The sequence below is a fragment of the Kaistia algarum genome (assembly GCF_026343945.1).
In the GTDB taxonomy this organism is placed as follows: Bacteria; Pseudomonadota; Alphaproteobacteria; order Rhizobiales; family Kaistiaceae; genus Kaistia; species Kaistia algarum.
The window spans coordinates 936,610-952,810 of the sequence record NZ_JAPKNJ010000002.1 but is presented as its reverse complement, the minus strand read 5'-3'; the positions used below and the strand labels follow the sequence as shown (position 1 = coordinate 952,810).

Below are 16,201 nucleotides of genomic sequence, written 5' to 3'. Positions count from 1 at the left end.
TACTTCAGCCTCGGGTCTTGCTGGCATTGAGGAAGTGGTCGATCGTCACGGCCACCAGGAGAATCGTCCCCCGGATTATATCCTGCCAGTAGACCGGCACGTTCAGCAGGATGAGTGACGACGTCACCAGCGAGAGCAATGCGGCGCCCAGCACGGCGCCGGCGATCGTTCCGGACCCGCCGTTGAGGCTCGCCCCGCCGATCACGGCGGCCGCGATCACGCTCAGTTCCATGCCAATGCCGAACTGGGGCGTCGCGGCGCCGAAGCGCGCCATATAGACGACGCCGGCAACCCCAGCCAGGAGGCTGCAGATGGTGGCGCAGAGGACCTTGGCGCGCTTGGTATCGATACCGGAAAAGCGGGCGGCCTTCTCGTTGGAGCCGGTGTAGTAAACCCGGCGGAACAGGATCGACCGGCGCAGCAATATGTCGAACAGCGCGATCAGGACGAGGAAGATCACGATCACGAACGGGACGCCGCTGAGGTTGCCCTGACCCACGAACTTGAAGGCGGGCGGCAAGGAGAAGAGCGACTGCGGCGTCCCCTGGGTCAACAGCAGGCTGAGGCCGCGCGTGATGACCATGAAGGCCAGCGAGACGATGAAGAAGTGCAGCCCGATCCGGGTGACGCATAGCCCCATCAGAAAGCCGATGAAGCCGCAGACAGCGACGGCGATGAGGCTGGCCGTCCAGGGGTCGAGCCCGGCGAGGAACAGCGTCCCGCCGATTACCATGGCCAGACACACCACGGAGCCCACGGATAGGTCAATGCCGCCGACGATCAGCAGGATCGTCATGCCGATGACGACGATGCCCTCGATCGAGAACGACAGCAGGATCGCCCGCATGTTCGTCCAGGTCAGGAAATAGGGCGATGCCAGGCTCATCACGACGAAAAGGACGGCGATGATGGCGAGGAGGCCGAATTCGCGCACCCGCACGATGCGAACGAGGGTGGAGGTTTCGCTGGTGCTCATTGCAACGTCCCCATTGGCCCGCCAAGCCCAGATGCCAGCTGGATGATGCGATCCTCCGTCATCTCGTCTCCCGTGACTTCCCCCGCCAATCGTCCCTCATGCAGCACGAGGATGCGGTCGCTGATGCCGATCAGTTCCGGCAGTTCCGAGGAGATCGCCACGATGCCGGCGCCGAGATCGGCAAGCTCGCGCAGGATGGCGTAGATCTGCGCCTTCGCGCCGATATCGACGCCGCGGGTCGGCTCGTCGACGAACAGCACGCGTGGGCCCACCGCGAGCAGCTTGGCCAGTGCAACCTTCTGCTGGTTGCCGCCGCTCAGCGTGCCGACCGGCTGGTGGACCGAGGCGCACCGTATGTCGAGCCGCTGCCGCAATTGTTCGGCCAGCGCGACCTCGGCGCTCCGGCGGACCATCACGGCGCCGGATACGCGCTTCAGATCGAGGGCGGAGATGTTCTGCGCGATGGAGAGGTCGAGAAAGATGCCGTCGCCCTTCCGGTCCTCGCTCAGATAGACGATCCCGGCCCGGATGGAGGCGCGGTAATCCGTCTGCGCCAATTCGGCGCCGTCAAGGAAGATCCTGCCGGCGGTCCGCGGCGCGAGCCCGCATAGGGCCTGCGCGATTTCAGTGCGGCCGGAGCCGATCAGTCCGCCAAGGCCGACGATCTCGCCAGGACGGACCTCGAAGCTGACATCGCGCACGATGCCGCCATCGCTCAAACCCTCGATGCGCAGCATCGGCGGTGCGTGCGATGCGGCCCGCTGAGGCGGATACAGATCGAGGATGGGCCGGCCGACCATGGTCGAGGCGATCTCTTCAGGCGTCGTCGCGCCGGTGTCGAAAGTCGCGACATAGGCCCCGTCGCGAACGACCGTGATGCGGTCGGCGATGGCAAAGATCTCCGCCATGCGGTGGCTGATATAGACGATGCCGATGCCGCGGGCCTTCAAGTCGCCGATAATGGCAAACAGGGCCGACGCTTCGGTCTCGGTAAGGGCGGCGGTCGGCTCGTCGAAAATCAGCACCTCGCAGTTGAGCGTCAGCGCCTTGGCGATCTCGACGATCTGCTGGCTGGCTATCGGCAGTTCGCCGGCGAGCGCGGTCACCGGCACCGGATGGAGGTCGGCAAGCACCGCCTCGGCCCGGCGTCTCAGGCTCGTCGCGTCCATCCACAGCCTGCGCCGTCCATTCGTCTCGGCCATGAAGATGTTCTCGGCGACGCTGACGTCCGGACAGAGCGCGATCTCCTGATGAACGAGGCCGATGCCGAGCGCCTGGGCCGCGGCGGGGCTCGCGATCTGCAGCACCTTGCCCTTCATCACGATCTCGCCGGCATCCGCCTTCAGCACTCCGCCGAGGATGTTCATCAGCGTCGACTTGCCGGCACCGTTTTCTCCCATCAGCGCATGGACCTCGCCAGCCTCCAGCTCGAAGTGCATGCCGGCAAGCGCCCGCACGGGACCGAAGCTCTTGGAGATGTCTTTGACGGAAAGGAGCGATGCGGACATGGACGACCCTGCGGCGCGAGCGCGCCGTTCAAGCGGGGATGGGGCCGGCCGGAGAGTTCCGGCCGGCGATGGCGGGAGGTCTTATTCCTCGATGCCCTTCGTGCCGCGACGCTTCAGATAGGCGTCCCAATAGAAGTCGTCGGCGTTCTGGGCCGTGACGACGGCGTAGCCATTGTCGATATAGGGGATCGTCATGGCATTCTTGCCGTTCCGCTTGGCATCGTTCATTGGGTCGATCATGTCTGGATGAGCCGCCAGGTAGAGCGTGAGAAACCCGAGATAGCCCTGCATGCCCTGGTTCGGATTGATCGAGCCGAAGACCTCGCCGGCCTTGATCATGTCGAGGATCTTGGCGTTCACGTCAGCCGTCATGATCTTGATCTTGCCACCAAGCTCGACGCTCGCCTGCGCCGCACCAAGGGCCGAGTTCGCCTCGGGCATGAAGATCGCGCCGAGGTTCGGATTGGCCTGCGCCATGGACAGCACCGCCTGATAGGCCTTGTTGGCGTCCTGGTTCGATGCGGCGCGGGCCACGAGCTTCATGTTGGGCCACTTCGCTTCCATCCGGGCGATGAAGGCTGCGATCCGGCGGTCGTGATTGTCTTGGCCCGGATTCTCGAGGACCGCATATTCGCCCTTGCCATCCATGGCCTTGGCCACAGCATCAGCCGCGCCGGTCCCCTCCAGATCGTTGTTCGACGTGATGAACGCCGTGCGGTTCGAGTTCGGCGAATCCGCCGCGAAGGTGACGATCGCCGTACCCTGTTCGATCGCGCGGTTGATCGGCTCGATGAAGGGATCGGCGTTCATCGGATGAACCAGGATCCCCTTCGGCTGGCGCGCTAGAACCTGCTCGAAGCTCGCGATCTGCTTGGTAACGTCATAGTCGGGAGTGCCGGTATAGATCGTGTCGCAACCCATCTGATGGGCCGCCTGTTTGAACATCTCATAGACCGGGAACCAGTATTCGACCCCGGACACCATGACGTTCATTGCATAGAGCTCTCCAGGGTCGCAGCGGAACGGCTCCGCCGCCTGGGCATGGGGCACTACCGAGCCAAATACCGCGAGACCGAGGCCCGCGACACTGCCCAGAAGCTTTGCGGCTATTCTGGTCATTGGATTTCCTCCCCTTGGATTGCGCAGTGGATCCTCCCAGCTGCAATCGTTATGGAAGATCTTTCAACACATGAAATATCTTCCGTTCTAGAAACAGCCGTTCGCGGTCCGAGTCAAGATGCTTCTTGGAGGAATGGGGGCGAGGCAGTTCTCGGAGAACGTCGCTCACGCCATCCCATATCGTGGCGACGGAGATAACTCGGTGGCGGGCCGAGATTCCAAAGAGGAGCGGCGAGGGCACTGTGGCCGTCGTTTCGACGGACAGCGGTGTCAGCGCCAGCATCAGCTCGGTGATCGCCGACGGTAGCGCGTCGGCGCGGCTTGCCAAGACCGGAAGCGGCCCTCTGGTGCTGTCCGGCACCAACACCTATTCCGGCGGCGCGCGGATCGACGGCGGCACGCTTCAGGTGTCGTCCGACGCCAATCTCGGCGCGGTGGCGGGCGGCTTGATCTTCAATGGCGGAGCGCTGTCCACGACCGGCGACATCGCCTCGGTGCGCGGCGTCACCTTGACGGCCATGCGCGTCTTCGATGTCGCCTTCAGCACCACGCTCGGCCTGACCGGCGTCGTCAGCGGCGGCGAGCTGGCGAAGCAGGGCGCCGGCACGCTCACCTTGTCCGGGGTCGACGGCTACATCGGCGGCACGGCGCCGGCGCGATCGGCGTGACCGGGATGCAGTTTGCCGCCGACGGCTACCGTGTCGAAGGCGATTCCGTTGCGCTGCAGGATGCCGGCGGGACGACTATAATCCGCGTCGGTGCCGGCTCGGCGGCGGGCGCCAGCATGACTGCGACCATCGCGTTTGAACTCACCGGGGCGTCGACCCTCGTGAAGAACGGCCTCGGCACGCTGATCCTGACGGGTACCGACAGCTAATCCGGCGGCACGCAGGTCGAGACCGGAACGCTGATCGGAAACACCGATCTTGTCCTTGGCAACATCGCCAATCCGGGGACGGTCGAGTTCGACCAGGCGGCCGATGCGAGCTTCGCGGGCGATATCGCTGGCCTTGGCGGCACGAACGGCGTGATGGTCAAGTGCGGCACCGACGATCTGACGCTGGGCGGCACCTCCGCGCTCGGCTGGACGATCGCAGCCGGAGGGCTCATGACGGCTGCGGAGCGCTTCGCCGGCGATGCGGCGATCCTGTCCGGCGCCATTTTGACCTTCGATCAGGCCGCCGATCGACGCCGCGACGGCCACATGTAATTCGGTCGGGATGCCAAGACCCATTGGTTTCGCCATGATTTCTGAGGCCGTCCGACCGACCATGCAGAAGATGGTCGTCACCGGATGGGTCGGCGATCGCAGCCCAGTCGACAGCTTCGGGCAGGCCGATCTCGACCTCCTGTTCGAGGCGTTGACATCAATGTTCGAGCATGATGGCTCGGCCGAGCGCGGCGACATGTCGGCCCGCGGGTCGCAACGGCGCGGAAGGCGTTGGGCTCGATCCGGCCGGCCAAGCACGAGGCGCTCCGGCCAGGCTCCCGGCCGTCGCCTGGCCCAAGGACCTATTTCTTGTCCGGAAACAGGAACTGGACGTTGAATCGGAGCTGCCATTCCGATCCGAAGCTATCGGGTGCTATAGCGTTGTAGTAGGCGCTGAGCTGGGCATTGATCGGCTGCTTGCCGATCTGGAAGACCCTGCCGAAGCCGCCGCCGATCGGTAGCGTCCAGCGATTGTCGTTGTCCGCCTCCCAGTTCGCGGTCACGAGCGGGGAGGAGGTCAGATACCAGCCTTCGCTGAAATTGTAGTTCACGAAGGGCTGCAACGTCATCTGGTTCACGTTCTCCCGGCTCGAATCGCCGGCGAAGGACCAGATATTGTTGACCAGTGCGCCATAGACCCAATGCCCGTCCATGACGAGGCCAACCGCAGACGGTCCTATGCCCCATTTGCCGGAACCGAGTTCTGGTGACGTCGCTGTCGGCAACATGAAGACGGGCCCCGCGCCCCAGATGAATTTGCCGCTGGTGGCCGGGGAAAGGAAGAGCGTCGGCGTAATGTCGCCAAGGCCATAGGTGACGTTGTCACCCGGATAGAGCTTTGGTTGCTCGACGAGCGGGGCGATAATGCGCGTGATGAGGTTCCAGTCCGGCGACAGGTTGAACGGGATCACGGGCTGGACGTTGAGGATCTCCTGCGTGCCGTCATAGGGCCCCGTGCCGAAATTGGTGTTGAACTGGAACGGCAGGCTGATCATGTCGGCGACAGGATTCTGTGCCGCCTTGGCAAGCGCTTCCGTATCATCGGCTGCCTGCACCGGAGCGCTCGCGAAACTCAGGACTGCCAGAGCGATGCAAGCGCCTGCGAGGCGACGCGGCAAGTAAAAGGACCGTGCGATCATTTGACTCCCTCCCGGAATCCGGCCTCGGAGCATAGCTCCCAAGGCGGCGCGGCAGAAACAGACCAGAATCACTGGTAGGACTGCGCCGGACCAATCTGCGGCGCTTGGACCGACTTGGCCATACCGAAGAATACCGCCCCCCTGGCCGCCGCAGCGCGTCGATAGAGCCACATCGGGATCGCCGAAGCAGCCATGAATGTCTCGCCAGTTGTCAATCGCTCAGACATCGCTTGCCGGGCTGATGGCGATGTCGGTCTGCATCTGTAGGCCGCCGCCGACATAGCGGCCATCGCCCGGTCAGTCGCGTGGCCGAGCGGCAGGCCGATGTTGGAATCACCCCGGAGGGCTCGCCGGCGCGGACGCTTTCGGCAGGGGCGCGTTCAATGTCGAGGCCTTTCCGGGGGGGCGATCCGAAAGGGCGACTGGAAGCTGACCAGGTCGCGCTCCTGCCAGGCAAGACCGAGTTGTACGATCTCGCCAAGGATCCCGGAGAGACGGCTAACGGCGCGGCAGAGCATCCCGACATTCTCGCCGACCTCGAGCGCCCACTGCTGGCCTATGCCAAGCAGCAAAAGCCGAGCGAATCGATCAGGCGCAGCCGGCCTTCGTCGGCGAACAGGGCAGGACCATCCTGGATCCAGATTTCGACATCGACGACGACGGGTTGCCGAACGAGAAGGTCCAATTGCTGCCACGTTGAACCGGCGTCCGCAAAGCGAACGTCTTCCGGACACTGCGTCCCGTCCCGCAGGAGCGGAGGATCTACGGCGGAAAGCGAGCTCGTCTGAGCGGCTCGTTCCGATAGCGTCGTTGCCGCGTCCTGCGCGATCAGCGTCGAAGGCGACGTGACTGGGCGGATCGCCACCGCGCAGGGGCTGCAGCAGTCCGGATCGGTGGCGGAAGCGACATCGGGCTTCCCGATCGCAAGCCTCGGACGGCGACGCCAGGAACTGGAGCGGCCGGTCGAGCACAAGACGCTCGATGCCCGCTGCAGCGCTTCCCTCGCGCGATCCGTCGTTCCCTTCGCTCGAAATCGCTCCGGCAATCTGGCGTGAAAGCGAGGGTGTCACGGGCCTTGGCGACGCTGTTTCCTCGGCAAGACGAATTAAGTCAGAAATCACGCATAACTAAGTTTACTTATGCTCATATGTGAGGTTACTAATGCCAGCAACAATGCGCGCCGGGCTCAAAGAGCCTTAAAGGCGTCGCACCGAAGGGCATGGAAGCGGCATGGTTGGGGCGGAGAGCTTTCTGATAGGGCTGGATTTCGGCACGGAGTCAGCGCGCGGCGTGCTGCTCGATGTCGCCGATGGCAGTCAGATCGCCAGTCACGCATTCCCCTATCGCCACGGCGTCATGACCGCCGCGCTTCCAGATGGCACAGGCCTACCCAGAGGGTTCGCGCTCCAGGACGCTGCTGACTATGTCGAGGCTGCGGAGGTCATCCTTGCGGCCCTTGGTTCCGGCCGGAGAATCGCCGGGATCGGTCTTGGCTTTACGGCCAGTTCGCCGTTGCCGGCACGTGCCGATGGGACGGCGCTTTCGGCCCTCTATCCGAGCGATCCGCATTCCTATGTCAAACTCTGGAAGCACGCGGCGGCCCAGCCTTATGCCGCATCCATCAATCGCGGCGGTGGCGCGTTCCTGGACAATTTCGGCGGCAAGGTGTCCGGCGAGTGGCTGCTCGCCAAGGCAGCGCAGATCCAGGCCGAGGCACCGATTATCTGGCGTGAAGCCGATCGATTCATCGAGGCGGGTGATTGGCTCGTTTGGCAATTGACGGGCGTCGAGGCGCGTAGCCTCGATTTCGCGGCCTACAAGGCCCAGTTCTCGGCAGGTAGCGGGTATCCGTCCGACACCGTCCCCGGCCTTTTGGAACGTCTGTCGGCGCCGCTGCCGGTGGGATCCTCTGCGGGCCGGCTGAACGCAGCCTGGCAGGCCCGCACAGGAATACTGGGCGAACCCGCCGTCGCCGTCGCGGTGATTGATTCCCACGTCGTGCTGCCGGCGGTCGGCGGCGTCAGCCCGGGAACCCTGGTCGGGGCTCTGGGCACATCCGCGGCCTATCTGCTCCTCGCGGATACGGATCGCCCGCTGCCATTTGGCATCGAGGGCGTCGCCCATGGCGCGGCCCTGCCGGATCTGTGGTGCTATGAGGCGGGGCAGGCCGGCTTTGGCGACGTGCTGGCCTGGTTCGTCAGTGCCTTTCCGCGCGCGGAGGAGCGCAGCGAAAGTTTCCGCCTCTATGACGCCGCCGCTGCCATGCTGCAACCCGGCGACAGCCGGCTGCTGGCTCTCGACTGGTGGAGTGGAAACCGCGTTCCCTACGCAGATTCGGCACTTTCAGGACTCATTGCGGGCTTCGGTCTTCATACGACGTCGACACACATCTACCGGGCGCTTCTGGAAGCACTGTGCTTTGGAGCCCGCTCGATCGTCGATCATTTTCGAGCTGGTAACCTCGCCGTGGACCGGGTCGTGCTGACGAGCGGACTGACACGGCGTAACCCTCTGCTCCTGCAGATCATGGCCGACGTGCAGGCCACTGAAATCCTCGTGCCCGATATTCTGAATCCGACCGCAGTCGGTGCCGCCATCCATGGCGCAGTTGCGGCCGGCGTCGTCGCCGATTTCCCAGAGGGATCGGCGCGCTTCGGCGCGCGAGCCTATGACCGCTTCGAACCCGATGCCCGGCGCGCGGCAATCTATGAGGTCTTGTACCGGCAATATCGTGATCTCGCTGCCAGCCGGACCGTTCGCCAGACGCTGAGCCAGCTTGGCGCCGGGGTCGTCGAACCCACAACCATTTCAGGAACTGCGGCGGCCGGGAGGGCCGAGACCGCACGGACCGCCATCGGTCGCAACTGAGCAAGGGAGCAACAGGCAACGCCAAGGCGCGTGCCGAGTGCCGTGAAGCCAACCAGCAGGTCGTTCGAAGGACGACCGTCCAGGAGGAGACAGAATGTCTAAATTCAAGAATGGGACCGCACGGTCCCTCGCCATTGGCGCAGTCCTGATGGCATCCGCCACCATGGTGCATGCCGAAGACACGAAATTCCTCATCGGCATTGTGGAGCAGCAGCTCTCCAATCCATTCTTCGGCAAGCTGCAGCAAGCCGGCGTCGACGCGGCCAAGAAGCACGGCCTCGAAACGATGACGGCTGAGTCCAGCGTTGCCGGCGACTCGGCGACCCAGGTCGCCGCGATCGAGAACATGATCAACCGCGGCGTCAAGGGCATCGTGCTCGACCCGGCCAATGCGTCGGCGCTGCTGAAGGTCGTGAAGAAGGCGCGGGATGCTGGCATCATCGTCGTCACGACGAACACCTCGCTCGAGCCGGCCGATGCCGCCGACGCCTCGTTCGAAACCGACAATCTCGCCGCCGGCGAATTGATCGGCAAATGGGCCAAGGCCAGTCTCGGTGCAACGCCCGCGCGTGTCGCGCTGCTGGACTACGACCTCTCAGACAAGACCGCCAAGGCCCGGCATGACGGCTTCCTGAAAGGCTTCGGCCTGACCGAAAGCTCGCCCGAGATCGCCGGCTCGGCGCTTACTCAGGCCAATGTCGAGACGGGCCAGTCCTCGATGGAGAACCTGCTTTCCGCCCATCCGGATATCAATGCCGTCTACACGATCAACGAACCGGCGGCCCAGGGCGCCTTCCTGGCTACCAAAAAATCGAAGACCCCCATCATTCTGACTTCGATCGATGGCAGCTGTTCGGGCGTGCGTAGCGTCGCCGACGGCACGATCGGCGCGACGGTGATGCAATTCCCGTCCAATATGGGCCAACTGGCGGTCGATGCGATCGTCACTGCCGTCAATGGCGGGGCGAAGCCAAGCGGCGTCAATAATTCGGGCACCGTGCTCATCACCGACAAGCCGGTCGATGGGATCGAGTCGAAGGACTCGAAGTGGGGCCTGGCCAACTGCTGGGGAGAGTAGGACATGACCACGTCTGACCGGACGCGCAGCGACCCCGGCCAGGCGGGTTTGGCCGGCGCGTCGGCGGGGATATCCCCCGCCGACAAACCAAAGCCGAGTTCCGGACGCTGGATCGCCGCCCTTGCCGCCTTCCCGATCGCAGGTCCGCTGCTGGCGCTGGTCGTGATCCTCATCGTCTTCTCGGTGACCACCTCGACCTTTCTCAACCCCGGCAATCTATCGCTGATCGTTCAGCAATCCGTCGTCGTGGGAACGCTGGCGCTCGGCCAGACCCTCATCATTCTCGTGTCGGGCATCGATCTCGCCAATGGGGCGATCATGGTCCTCGGCACCGTCGTCGCCGGCAGCTATCTGGCAGGCGGCGGCGACCCCCTGGTTGCGATGCTGCTGGGCTTGGTTGTCTGCGTTGCCGCGGCCTCCGTGAACGGGCTGATCGTCACCCGCTTCCGCCTGCCGCCTTTCATCGCGACGCTCGGCATGTTCACGATCCTCACGGCTGGCGCGCGGCTCTACAGTCAGTCGCGCAGCTTCCCGATCAATTCAGATCTGGTGACGATCCTCGGCTCGGGTCCATCCATCGGCAATCTGGACATCACCTATGGCAGCCTTCTCTGGGTGGTGCTGACGCTGCTTCTTGCCTATGCGCTGCATCAGACGGCGTGGGGCGTGCGTCTCTACGCCATCGGCAATTCGCCATCGGCCGCGCGGCTCAATGGCGTGAATGTCAACGGCATCGTCTTCAGCGTCTACGCAGTTGCGGGCGTGTTCTACGCCTTCGCTGCCTGGCAGGCGCTGGGTCGCACGCCGATCGCCGATCCCAGCGGCTACCAGATCGCCAATCTCGATTCGATAACGGCGGTGGTGATTGGCGGCACCAGCCTCTTTGGCGGCCGGGGCGGCGTGTTCGGCACCTTCATCGGCGCGCTGATCGTCGTGGTGCTCAAGAACGGCCTGACACAGGCGGGCATCGATTCTCTCTACCAGCAGATCGCAACCGGCTTTCTCGTGATCCTCGCGGTGGGCGCCGATCAATATCTGCGCCGGGGGCAGCGGACATGACGACCGATCTGGCAGCCGCGAACCTCGTGATGCGGGCGGAGGGCCTGACCAAGCACTATGGCCATGTCATCGCGCTGGACGACGCCGATTTCGAGCTCGCACAAGGCGAAATCCTCGCCGTCGTCGGCGACAATGGCGCCGGTAAATCGAGCCTGATCAAGGCGCTTACTGGCGCGATCGTGCCCGATAGCGGCGCGGTTTATCTCGACGGGGAGCAGGTCCACTTCACCAACCCGCTCAGCGCGCGCCTGGCTGGCATCGAGACCGTCTATCAGGAACTCGCGGTCGCCACCCAGCTCAACATTGCGCAGAACCTGTTTCTCGGCCGCGAGCTTCGCCGACCGGGTATCCGCGGTCTTCTATTTCGCCAGTTGGACAAGCCCCGCATGCGCCAGCAGGCGACCGACCAGATGAAGAGCCTTGGGATCCACGTCCAGTCCATCAACCAGAAGGTCGAGACGCTTTCCGGCGGCCAGCGCCAGGCGGTTGCCGTCGCCCGCTCCGCCGCCTGGGGCCGGAAGGTTGTCATCCTCGACGAGCCGACGGCGGCGCTGGGCGTGCGCGAGACCGGCCAGGTGCTGGATCTGATTACGCGGGTGCGCGACCAGGGGCTGTCCGTCGTCCTGATCAGCCACAGCATGCCCGACGTGTTCCAAATCGCCGATCGGATCCACATTCACCGGCTGGGCCGGCGCGCCGCCGTCGTCAGTCCCAAAACCACATCGCGCAGCAATGTGGTGGCCGTGATGACCGGAGCCCTCGAACCGGATGCCGTCGAGTCGGCACTTATCTTGCCGGAACGGCGCCACGCGGCGCCGCAGCAGAACGCCTAGGGAGACAGCAATGACGATCTTGGACAGATTCTCGATGCGAGGCAAAATCTCGGTCGTGACGGGCGGAAATCGCGGCATCGGCCGGGCCATCGCGATCGGTCTTGCCGAGGCGGGGTCGTCGGTGGTGATTGCAGCGCGCGACGAAGCTAAGAGCGAGGAGACGCTCGCCGAGTTGAAGCGCATCGGCGTTCCGGCGATCGCAGTTCACGCCGATGTCGCCAACCGGGATGATCTCGAAGCCATGGTCGAGACGGTGGCGCGCGAGCTTGGGCCGATCGATGTTCTGGTCAACAATGCCGGCATTGGGTTTCACGCCGACGCGCTGACCCTGAGCGATGAAGACTGGCAGCGCCTGTTCGCCGTCAATCTCGACGGCGTCTGGAAGGCCAGTCAGGTCGTCGGCAACCAGATGGTGAAGCGAGGCATCGGCTCGATCATCAATATCGGGTCGATCTCAGGCTTGATCATCAATCGCCCGCAATGGCACTCGCCCTACGGCATCTCCAAGGCGGCCGTGCATCACCTGACCCGGTCCCTCGCCGCGGAATGGGCAACTTCGGGTGTCCGGGTCAACGCCATCGCGCCAGGCTATGTGAAGACGGAGATCGCGAGTTCGGAGTACGAGGACTATCGTCATTATTGGCGTGACGAAGTACCGATGCAGCGCTATGCAACGCCGGAAGAAATTGCGCCCATCGCCTTGCTTCTTGCGAGCGACGCGTCTTCCTTTGTCACGGGATCAGTCTTCGTCGTCGATGGAGGCTACACCCTCTGGTAGGCTAATTTGTGACGATGGAACGCGTGGACACGGTCGGGACTGGTCGGAAGGAATATGGCGTTGGCGCCGCCGGCGCCGGATCGCTGCTCCATCTGATCGCCGCCGGCCGGGCGCAGTCGCGCACGGCGCTCATCGAACGGTCCGGCCTGTCGCGCACGACGGTGTCGCAACGTCTCGCATCGCTGATCGCGGCGCAATTCGTCGATGAAACGTCAGATACGATGCCGAGTGGAGGCAGGCCGACGCGCGTGCTCACGCTCAGGACAGACTTCGCTCTCGTTCTCGTCGCTGATGTTGGCGAGAGAATGGTTCGAACCGCCGTCACGACGCTGGATCCGACCATCCTGGCCGAGACGACAACGCCGATCGACCTTCGCCAAGGGCCTCTTCCGGCTTTGCGACTCATCGCAGCGCAGTTTACCGAACTGCTTCAAAAGATAGGACGAGCGAAGCGAGATGTTCTCGGCGCCGGGCTTTGTTTGCCCGCACCGGTTGATTTTCATGCCGGCCGGGTCTTCGGTCCATCGATCCTCATAGGCTGGGACGATTTCGACATTCGTTCCTGGCTCGGTGCGGAGATCGGCGCCCCGGTCTTTGTCGAGAACGACGTCAATCTCATGACGCTGGCGGAGTCACGGCGCTATTGGCCGGATGTCCAGCAACTGCTTTTCATCAAGGCGGGTACCGGCATCGGCAGCGGCATCATCACCGACGGCCACATCTATCGCGGCGCCCAGGGCGCTGCCGGCGATATCGGCCATATCCAGCTCAATTCCGCCGACCCGCCCCTTTGCCGATGCGGCAAGCTTGGCTGCGTCGAGGCGCGCGCGGCCGGCTGGGCCTTGGCGCGAGACCTCCGGGCGCTGGGATATGAGGCGGAAGATGCGCGCGATATCATCCGACTCGTCAATCAGAACGAACCCGAAGCGATACGCCGCGTCCGCGACGCCGGCCGCGTGCTCGGCGAAGTGACAGCGGATGTGGTCAGCGTGCTCAATCCCAGCGTCATCGTGGTCGGCGGCACGCTGTCCGGAGCCGATGAACATCTGCTCGGCGGCGTCAGGCAACTGGTCTTCGAGCGCTCCCTGCCGCTGGCGACGCGGGCCCTCACGATCGTTCGTGCCCGGTCCGGCGACGACGGTGGCTTGCTCGGTGCGGCACAACTCGTGACCGATGCATGTCTCCACCCGGATCGGATCGAGGCAACGATTATGCGACACGCCCGAACGGCCGAGGTCATGGAACGCTGATCGGCAACGCAGCGAATTGAGCGTGGCTGCGAGCGGCGGATGTCCATGCCCACCACATTGCTCCGGCCATCGCCCTTGCCGCGGGCTGTGACGATCACCGCGACGGAGACGATCCGTCCGGCCGTGCGGACCTTCGCATAGATCGGGTCAATCCGGAGACAGGGCCAGTCGCCCTCGTCGGGCATCGGGAATCTCCGGTCAGGATTGTGTTCGCATCCCAAACCCTGACCGGCAATCGCCGATGGCCACCCCAAGCTGCACCACGCTATGGGACACGAACGGGAAGGCGCCTTGCCGGGCCGCATGAAGCATTGTGGCCCGCATAGTTGGCTCAGGCCATGGCCGAGATGGATATCGGCCGCGCCATCCCGGCAGATCCGACATAGCGGCCACCCCAATCGATATTGACAGATGGGCGCTCGCCATTTTATCGTTAAAAACGTGGAGGAACCATGCGTGTCGTAATCACTGGCGCTGGCGGAAATACCGGCCGCAAGCTCTTTGACCATCTGTCCCGGCAGGTGGATCGCTTCGATGTCACGGGCCTGGATGTGGTGGCTGCGCCTCCCTATTCGGCAAGATCCTATGATCTGAGTGTCTGGGACGAGGCATGGGTCGAGACCTTCGCGGGCGCCGACGTGGTGGTGCATCTCGCGGCGGAGCGCTTGCCGAATTCCGGCTGGTCGAAGATCCTGCCCCTCAATGTCGACCTGCTGCTGAACGTCTATGAAGCCGCGCGCCATCATCGCGTCGGGCGAATCGTATTCGCCTCTTCGAATTGGGTGCTCGGCGGATATCGCTTCGACGACGGCGTCAGGTTGACGTCCGAGACTGCCCCGCTGCCGGTCAATCCCTATGGCGCAGCCAAGCTGTTCGGCGAGCGATATGGCAAGAAACTGGCCGATCTCGCCGGGATTTCGGTGATCAATCTGCGCATCGGCTATAATCAATGGCTGCGTGGCAACCGGCCGTCCCCGGAAATGGAGCTCGGCACCTGGGGCCAGATGCTCTGGCTAAGCGACAGGGATTTCTGTCAGGCCATGGAGAAGGCGATCACGGTTCCGGGCGTGCGCTATGCGACGCTGAACGTGACGTCCCGGACGATCGGCTCGCGCTGGGACATCTCCGAAACGGAACGCGTGCTCGGTTATGTTCCGCAGGACGAATATCGGATCCGTTCGCCGCTCGGCGTGACGCTCACGCAGGGGCTGGCCCGCCTGCGGGACCAGGGAGGGGCGCGCCTGCGCCGTCTGTTCAGCGACAATTGGTGAATTGCCGTGCGCGGGTTCTCCGCGTTCGGGATGGAGGGAGAAACGCTGTGAATTTTTATCGTTCCAAATTAGTCGTCCTTGCGACGGCGCTGGCGATGGCCGCGGCACCGCTCGCGGCGCAGGAATACCGGACGGACAATGGCATGCTGGCTTCGAGAGGGAAGGCCGCCGAGCTCCCCCGCACCGGCCAGGAGCCGCCGCCGAAGACGCTCGATCACAAGATCCGGCTGGGCTTCAGCCCGACGGCGATGAACACGCAATACGATATCGTGATTGCCGGGGCGAAGCAGGCCATCCAGGACATCGGCGAGGACAAGATCGAACTCGTCGTCCAGGCCCCGTCCGGCCAGTCGGGCATCGCGGAGCAGATGAACATCGTCGAGACCTGGGTGAACCAGCATTACGACGCGATCGCACTCGCGACGGCCAACGACAAGGCAATGGTGCCCATCTACGAGAAGGCCGCACAGGCCGGCATCCCGATCTTCATGTTCAACATGCCGGTCGCGCTCTCGGAGAACCCGTACTATGTCGCCAATGTGGGCTATGACCAGTATGAGGCCGGCCGCCTCATGGGCCTCTATGTTGCCGAGAAGTTCGGCGGCAAGCCGACCAATCTCGTTATCATCGAGGGGCTGCCGGGCGTCCACAATCAGCAGCGCCTCGCTGGCTTCATGGATGGGCTCGGCGGCAACCAGAACATCAAGATCGTTGCCAGCCAGCCGGGCGATTGGGTCCGCGACCGTGCGCAGTCGGTCATGGAAAACCTCCTGACCGCCCATCCAGGCGGCATCGACGTCGTCTGGGGCATGTATGACGAGATGGCGCTCGGTGCGCTCGCTGCGATCCGTGGACGCGGGCTGCAGGACAAGATCGCCGTGCTCGGCTACGACAACACGCCCGATGCCTATGAAGCGATCAAGCGCGGCGAAATGGCGGCTACCGTCGACACGGCATCCAAGGAGATGGGCTACAACCTCGTCATGGCCGTCTACGACTATCTGGGCAAAGGCAAGATGGTCCCGAAGGTGATCAACTCCGAGATTGTCATCTGGGACCAGTCGACGATCGGCAAGTTCAATACGTCCAACTACACCTTCGTGAAGAAGTGA

Annotated in this window: 17 protein-coding genes; 12 read left to right on the top strand and 5 right to left on the bottom strand. The window is 63.9% G+C overall.

The window, feature by feature from the left end:
- Positions 1–4: 4 nt before the first annotated feature.
- The 3 genes from OSH05_RS17690 to OSH05_RS17680 form a co-directional block, all read right to left on the bottom strand.
- Positions 5–976 (bottom strand): ABC transporter permease, encoded by a 972-nt coding sequence (locus OSH05_RS17690; RefSeq protein ID WP_104220964.1) that lies wholly within the window; start codon positions 974–976, stop codon positions 5–7.
- The gene (locus tag OSH05_RS17685; protein ID WP_104220965.1) at positions 973–2,484 is read right to left on the bottom strand and encodes a sugar ABC transporter ATP-binding protein; all 1,512 of its coding nucleotides are present in this window, start codon (positions 2,482–2,484) and stop codon (positions 973–975) included. The genes OSH05_RS17690 and OSH05_RS17685 overlap by 4 nt, the downstream gene beginning before the upstream one ends.
- Positions 2,485–2,565: 81 nt before the next feature.
- On the bottom strand, positions 2,566–3,477 hold the full coding sequence (locus OSH05_RS17680; protein WP_266352756.1) for a substrate-binding domain-containing protein: 912 nt from the start codon (positions 3,475–3,477) through the stop codon (positions 2,566–2,568).
- A 368-nt stretch (positions 3,478–3,845) separates the two neighbouring features.
- Between OSH05_RS17680 and OSH05_RS17675 the strand changes: the two genes are divergently transcribed.
- The 3 genes from OSH05_RS17675 (at position 3,846) to OSH05_RS17665 (ending at position 4,813) form a co-directional block, all read left to right on the top strand.
- Entirely contained in the window at positions 3,846–4,271 is a 426-nt protein-coding gene (locus OSH05_RS17675; RefSeq protein ID WP_165801708.1) for an autotransporter-associated beta strand repeat-containing protein, read from the top strand.
- Positions 4,268–4,480 carry a hypothetical protein gene (locus tag OSH05_RS17670; RefSeq protein WP_266352693.1) on the top strand — a complete coding sequence of 71 codons (213 nt, stop codon included), beginning with the start codon at positions 4,268–4,270 and terminating at the stop codon, positions 4,478–4,480. Before OSH05_RS17675 ends, OSH05_RS17670 begins: the two co-directional genes overlap by 4 nt.
- A gap of 153 nt (positions 4,481–4,633) precedes the next feature.
- Complete coding sequence (locus OSH05_RS17665; RefSeq protein WP_266352691.1) at positions 4,634–4,813, top strand: hypothetical protein; 180 nt, start codon at positions 4,634–4,636, stop codon at positions 4,811–4,813.
- 302 nt (positions 4,814–5,115) lie between these two features.
- Here the strand turns inward: OSH05_RS17665 and OSH05_RS17660 are convergent, their stop codons facing one another.
- Positions 5,116–5,868, bottom strand: a complete 753-nt coding sequence (locus tag OSH05_RS17660) for a hypothetical protein (RefSeq protein WP_207778818.1) — start codon at positions 5,866–5,868, stop codon at positions 5,116–5,118.
- A 152-nt stretch (positions 5,869–6,020) separates the two neighbouring features.
- Positions 6,021–6,146 (bottom strand): hypothetical protein, encoded by a 126-nt coding sequence (locus tag OSH05_RS17655; protein ID WP_266352689.1) that lies wholly within the window; start codon positions 6,144–6,146, stop codon positions 6,021–6,023.
- Positions 6,147–6,797: 651 nt separating this feature from the next.
- Here OSH05_RS17655 and OSH05_RS17650 point away from each other — a divergent pair.
- The 9 genes from OSH05_RS17650 to OSH05_RS17610 all read left to right on the top strand — a co-directional run bounded on the left by OSH05_RS17650 (position 6,798) and on the right by OSH05_RS17610 (position 16,201).
- A complete protein-coding gene (locus OSH05_RS17650) occupies positions 6,798–7,007 on the top strand; it encodes a hypothetical protein (RefSeq protein WP_104220971.1) in 210 nt (69 codons plus the stop codon).
- Between the two features lie 175 nt (positions 7,008–7,182).
- Positions 7,183–8,820, top strand: a complete 1,638-nt coding sequence (locus tag OSH05_RS17645) for an FGGY-family carbohydrate kinase (protein ID WP_104220972.1) — start codon at positions 7,183–7,185, stop codon at positions 8,818–8,820.
- 94 nt (positions 8,821–8,914) lie between these two features.
- Positions 8,915–9,898, top strand: a complete 984-nt coding sequence (locus OSH05_RS17640; protein ID WP_104220973.1) for a substrate-binding domain-containing protein — start codon at positions 8,915–8,917, stop codon at positions 9,896–9,898.
- A 3-nt stretch (positions 9,899–9,901) separates the two neighbouring features.
- Entirely contained in the window at positions 9,902–10,957 is a 1,056-nt protein-coding gene (locus OSH05_RS17635) for an ABC transporter permease (RefSeq protein WP_104220974.1), read from the top strand.
- Positions 10,954–11,790 carry an ATP-binding cassette domain-containing protein gene (locus tag OSH05_RS17630; RefSeq protein WP_104220975.1) on the top strand — a complete coding sequence of 279 codons (837 nt, stop codon included), beginning with the start codon at positions 10,954–10,956 and terminating at the stop codon, positions 11,788–11,790. The genes OSH05_RS17635 and OSH05_RS17630 overlap by 4 nt, the downstream gene beginning before the upstream one ends.
- A 10-nt stretch (positions 11,791–11,800) precedes the next feature.
- Positions 11,801–12,568 carry an SDR family NAD(P)-dependent oxidoreductase gene (locus OSH05_RS17625; RefSeq protein WP_104220976.1) on the top strand — a complete coding sequence of 256 codons (768 nt, stop codon included), beginning with the start codon at positions 11,801–11,803 and terminating at the stop codon, positions 12,566–12,568.
- Between the two features lie 14 nt (positions 12,569–12,582).
- Positions 12,583–13,818: an ROK family transcriptional regulator gene (locus OSH05_RS17620; protein ID WP_104220977.1), complete on the top strand. Its 1,236-nt coding sequence runs from the start codon at positions 12,583–12,585 to the stop codon at positions 13,816–13,818.
- Positions 13,819–14,270: 452 nt separating this feature from the next.
- A complete protein-coding gene (locus OSH05_RS17615) occupies positions 14,271–15,089 on the top strand; it encodes an NAD-dependent epimerase/dehydratase family protein (RefSeq protein WP_104220978.1) in 819 nt (272 codons plus the stop codon).
- 47 nt (positions 15,090–15,136) lie between these two features.
- A complete protein-coding gene (locus tag OSH05_RS17610) occupies positions 15,137–16,201 on the top strand; it encodes a sugar ABC transporter substrate-binding protein (protein WP_165801709.1) in 1,065 nt (354 codons plus the stop codon).

What these genes read in the sequence shown, in the direction of transcription:
- OSH05_RS17680 (WP_266352756.1), bottom strand. Translation starts at nt 3,477, where the DNA reads ATGAACGTCATGGTGTCCGGGGTCGAATACTGGTTCCCGGTCTATGAG.
- OSH05_RS17635 (WP_104220974.1), top strand. Translation starts at nt 9,902, where the DNA reads ATGACCACGTCTGACCGGACGCGCAGCGACCCCGGCCAGGCGGGTTTG.
- OSH05_RS17665 (WP_266352691.1), top strand. Translation starts at nt 4,634, where the DNA reads ATGGTCAAGTGCGGCACCGACGATCTGACGCTGGGCGGCACCTCCGCG.
- OSH05_RS17615 (WP_104220978.1), top strand. Translation starts at nt 14,271, where the DNA reads ATGCGTGTCGTAATCACTGGCGCTGGCGGAAATACCGGCCGCAAGCTC.
- OSH05_RS17625 (WP_104220976.1), top strand. Translation starts at nt 11,801, where the DNA reads ATGACGATCTTGGACAGATTCTCGATGCGAGGCAAAATCTCGGTCGTG.
- OSH05_RS17640 (WP_104220973.1), top strand. Translation starts at nt 8,915, where the DNA reads ATGTCTAAATTCAAGAATGGGACCGCACGGTCCCTCGCCATTGGCGCA.
- OSH05_RS17630 (WP_104220975.1), top strand. Translation starts at nt 10,954, where the DNA reads ATGACGACCGATCTGGCAGCCGCGAACCTCGTGATGCGGGCGGAGGGC.
- OSH05_RS17690 (WP_104220964.1), bottom strand. Translation starts at nt 976, where the DNA reads ATGAGCACCAGCGAAACCTCCACCCTCGTTCGCATCGTGCGGGTGCGC.
- OSH05_RS17685 (WP_104220965.1), bottom strand. Translation starts at nt 2,484, where the DNA reads ATGTCCGCATCGCTCCTTTCCGTCAAAGACATCTCCAAGAGCTTCGGT.
- OSH05_RS17620 (WP_104220977.1), top strand. Translation starts at nt 12,583, where the DNA reads ATGGAACGCGTGGACACGGTCGGGACTGGTCGGAAGGAATATGGCGTT.
- OSH05_RS17645 (WP_104220972.1), top strand. Translation starts at nt 7,183, where the DNA reads ATGGTTGGGGCGGAGAGCTTTCTGATAGGGCTGGATTTCGGCACGGAG.
- OSH05_RS17655 (WP_266352689.1), bottom strand. Translation starts at nt 6,146, where the DNA reads ATGGCTGCTTCGGCGATCCCGATGTGGCTCTATCGACGCGCTGCGGCG.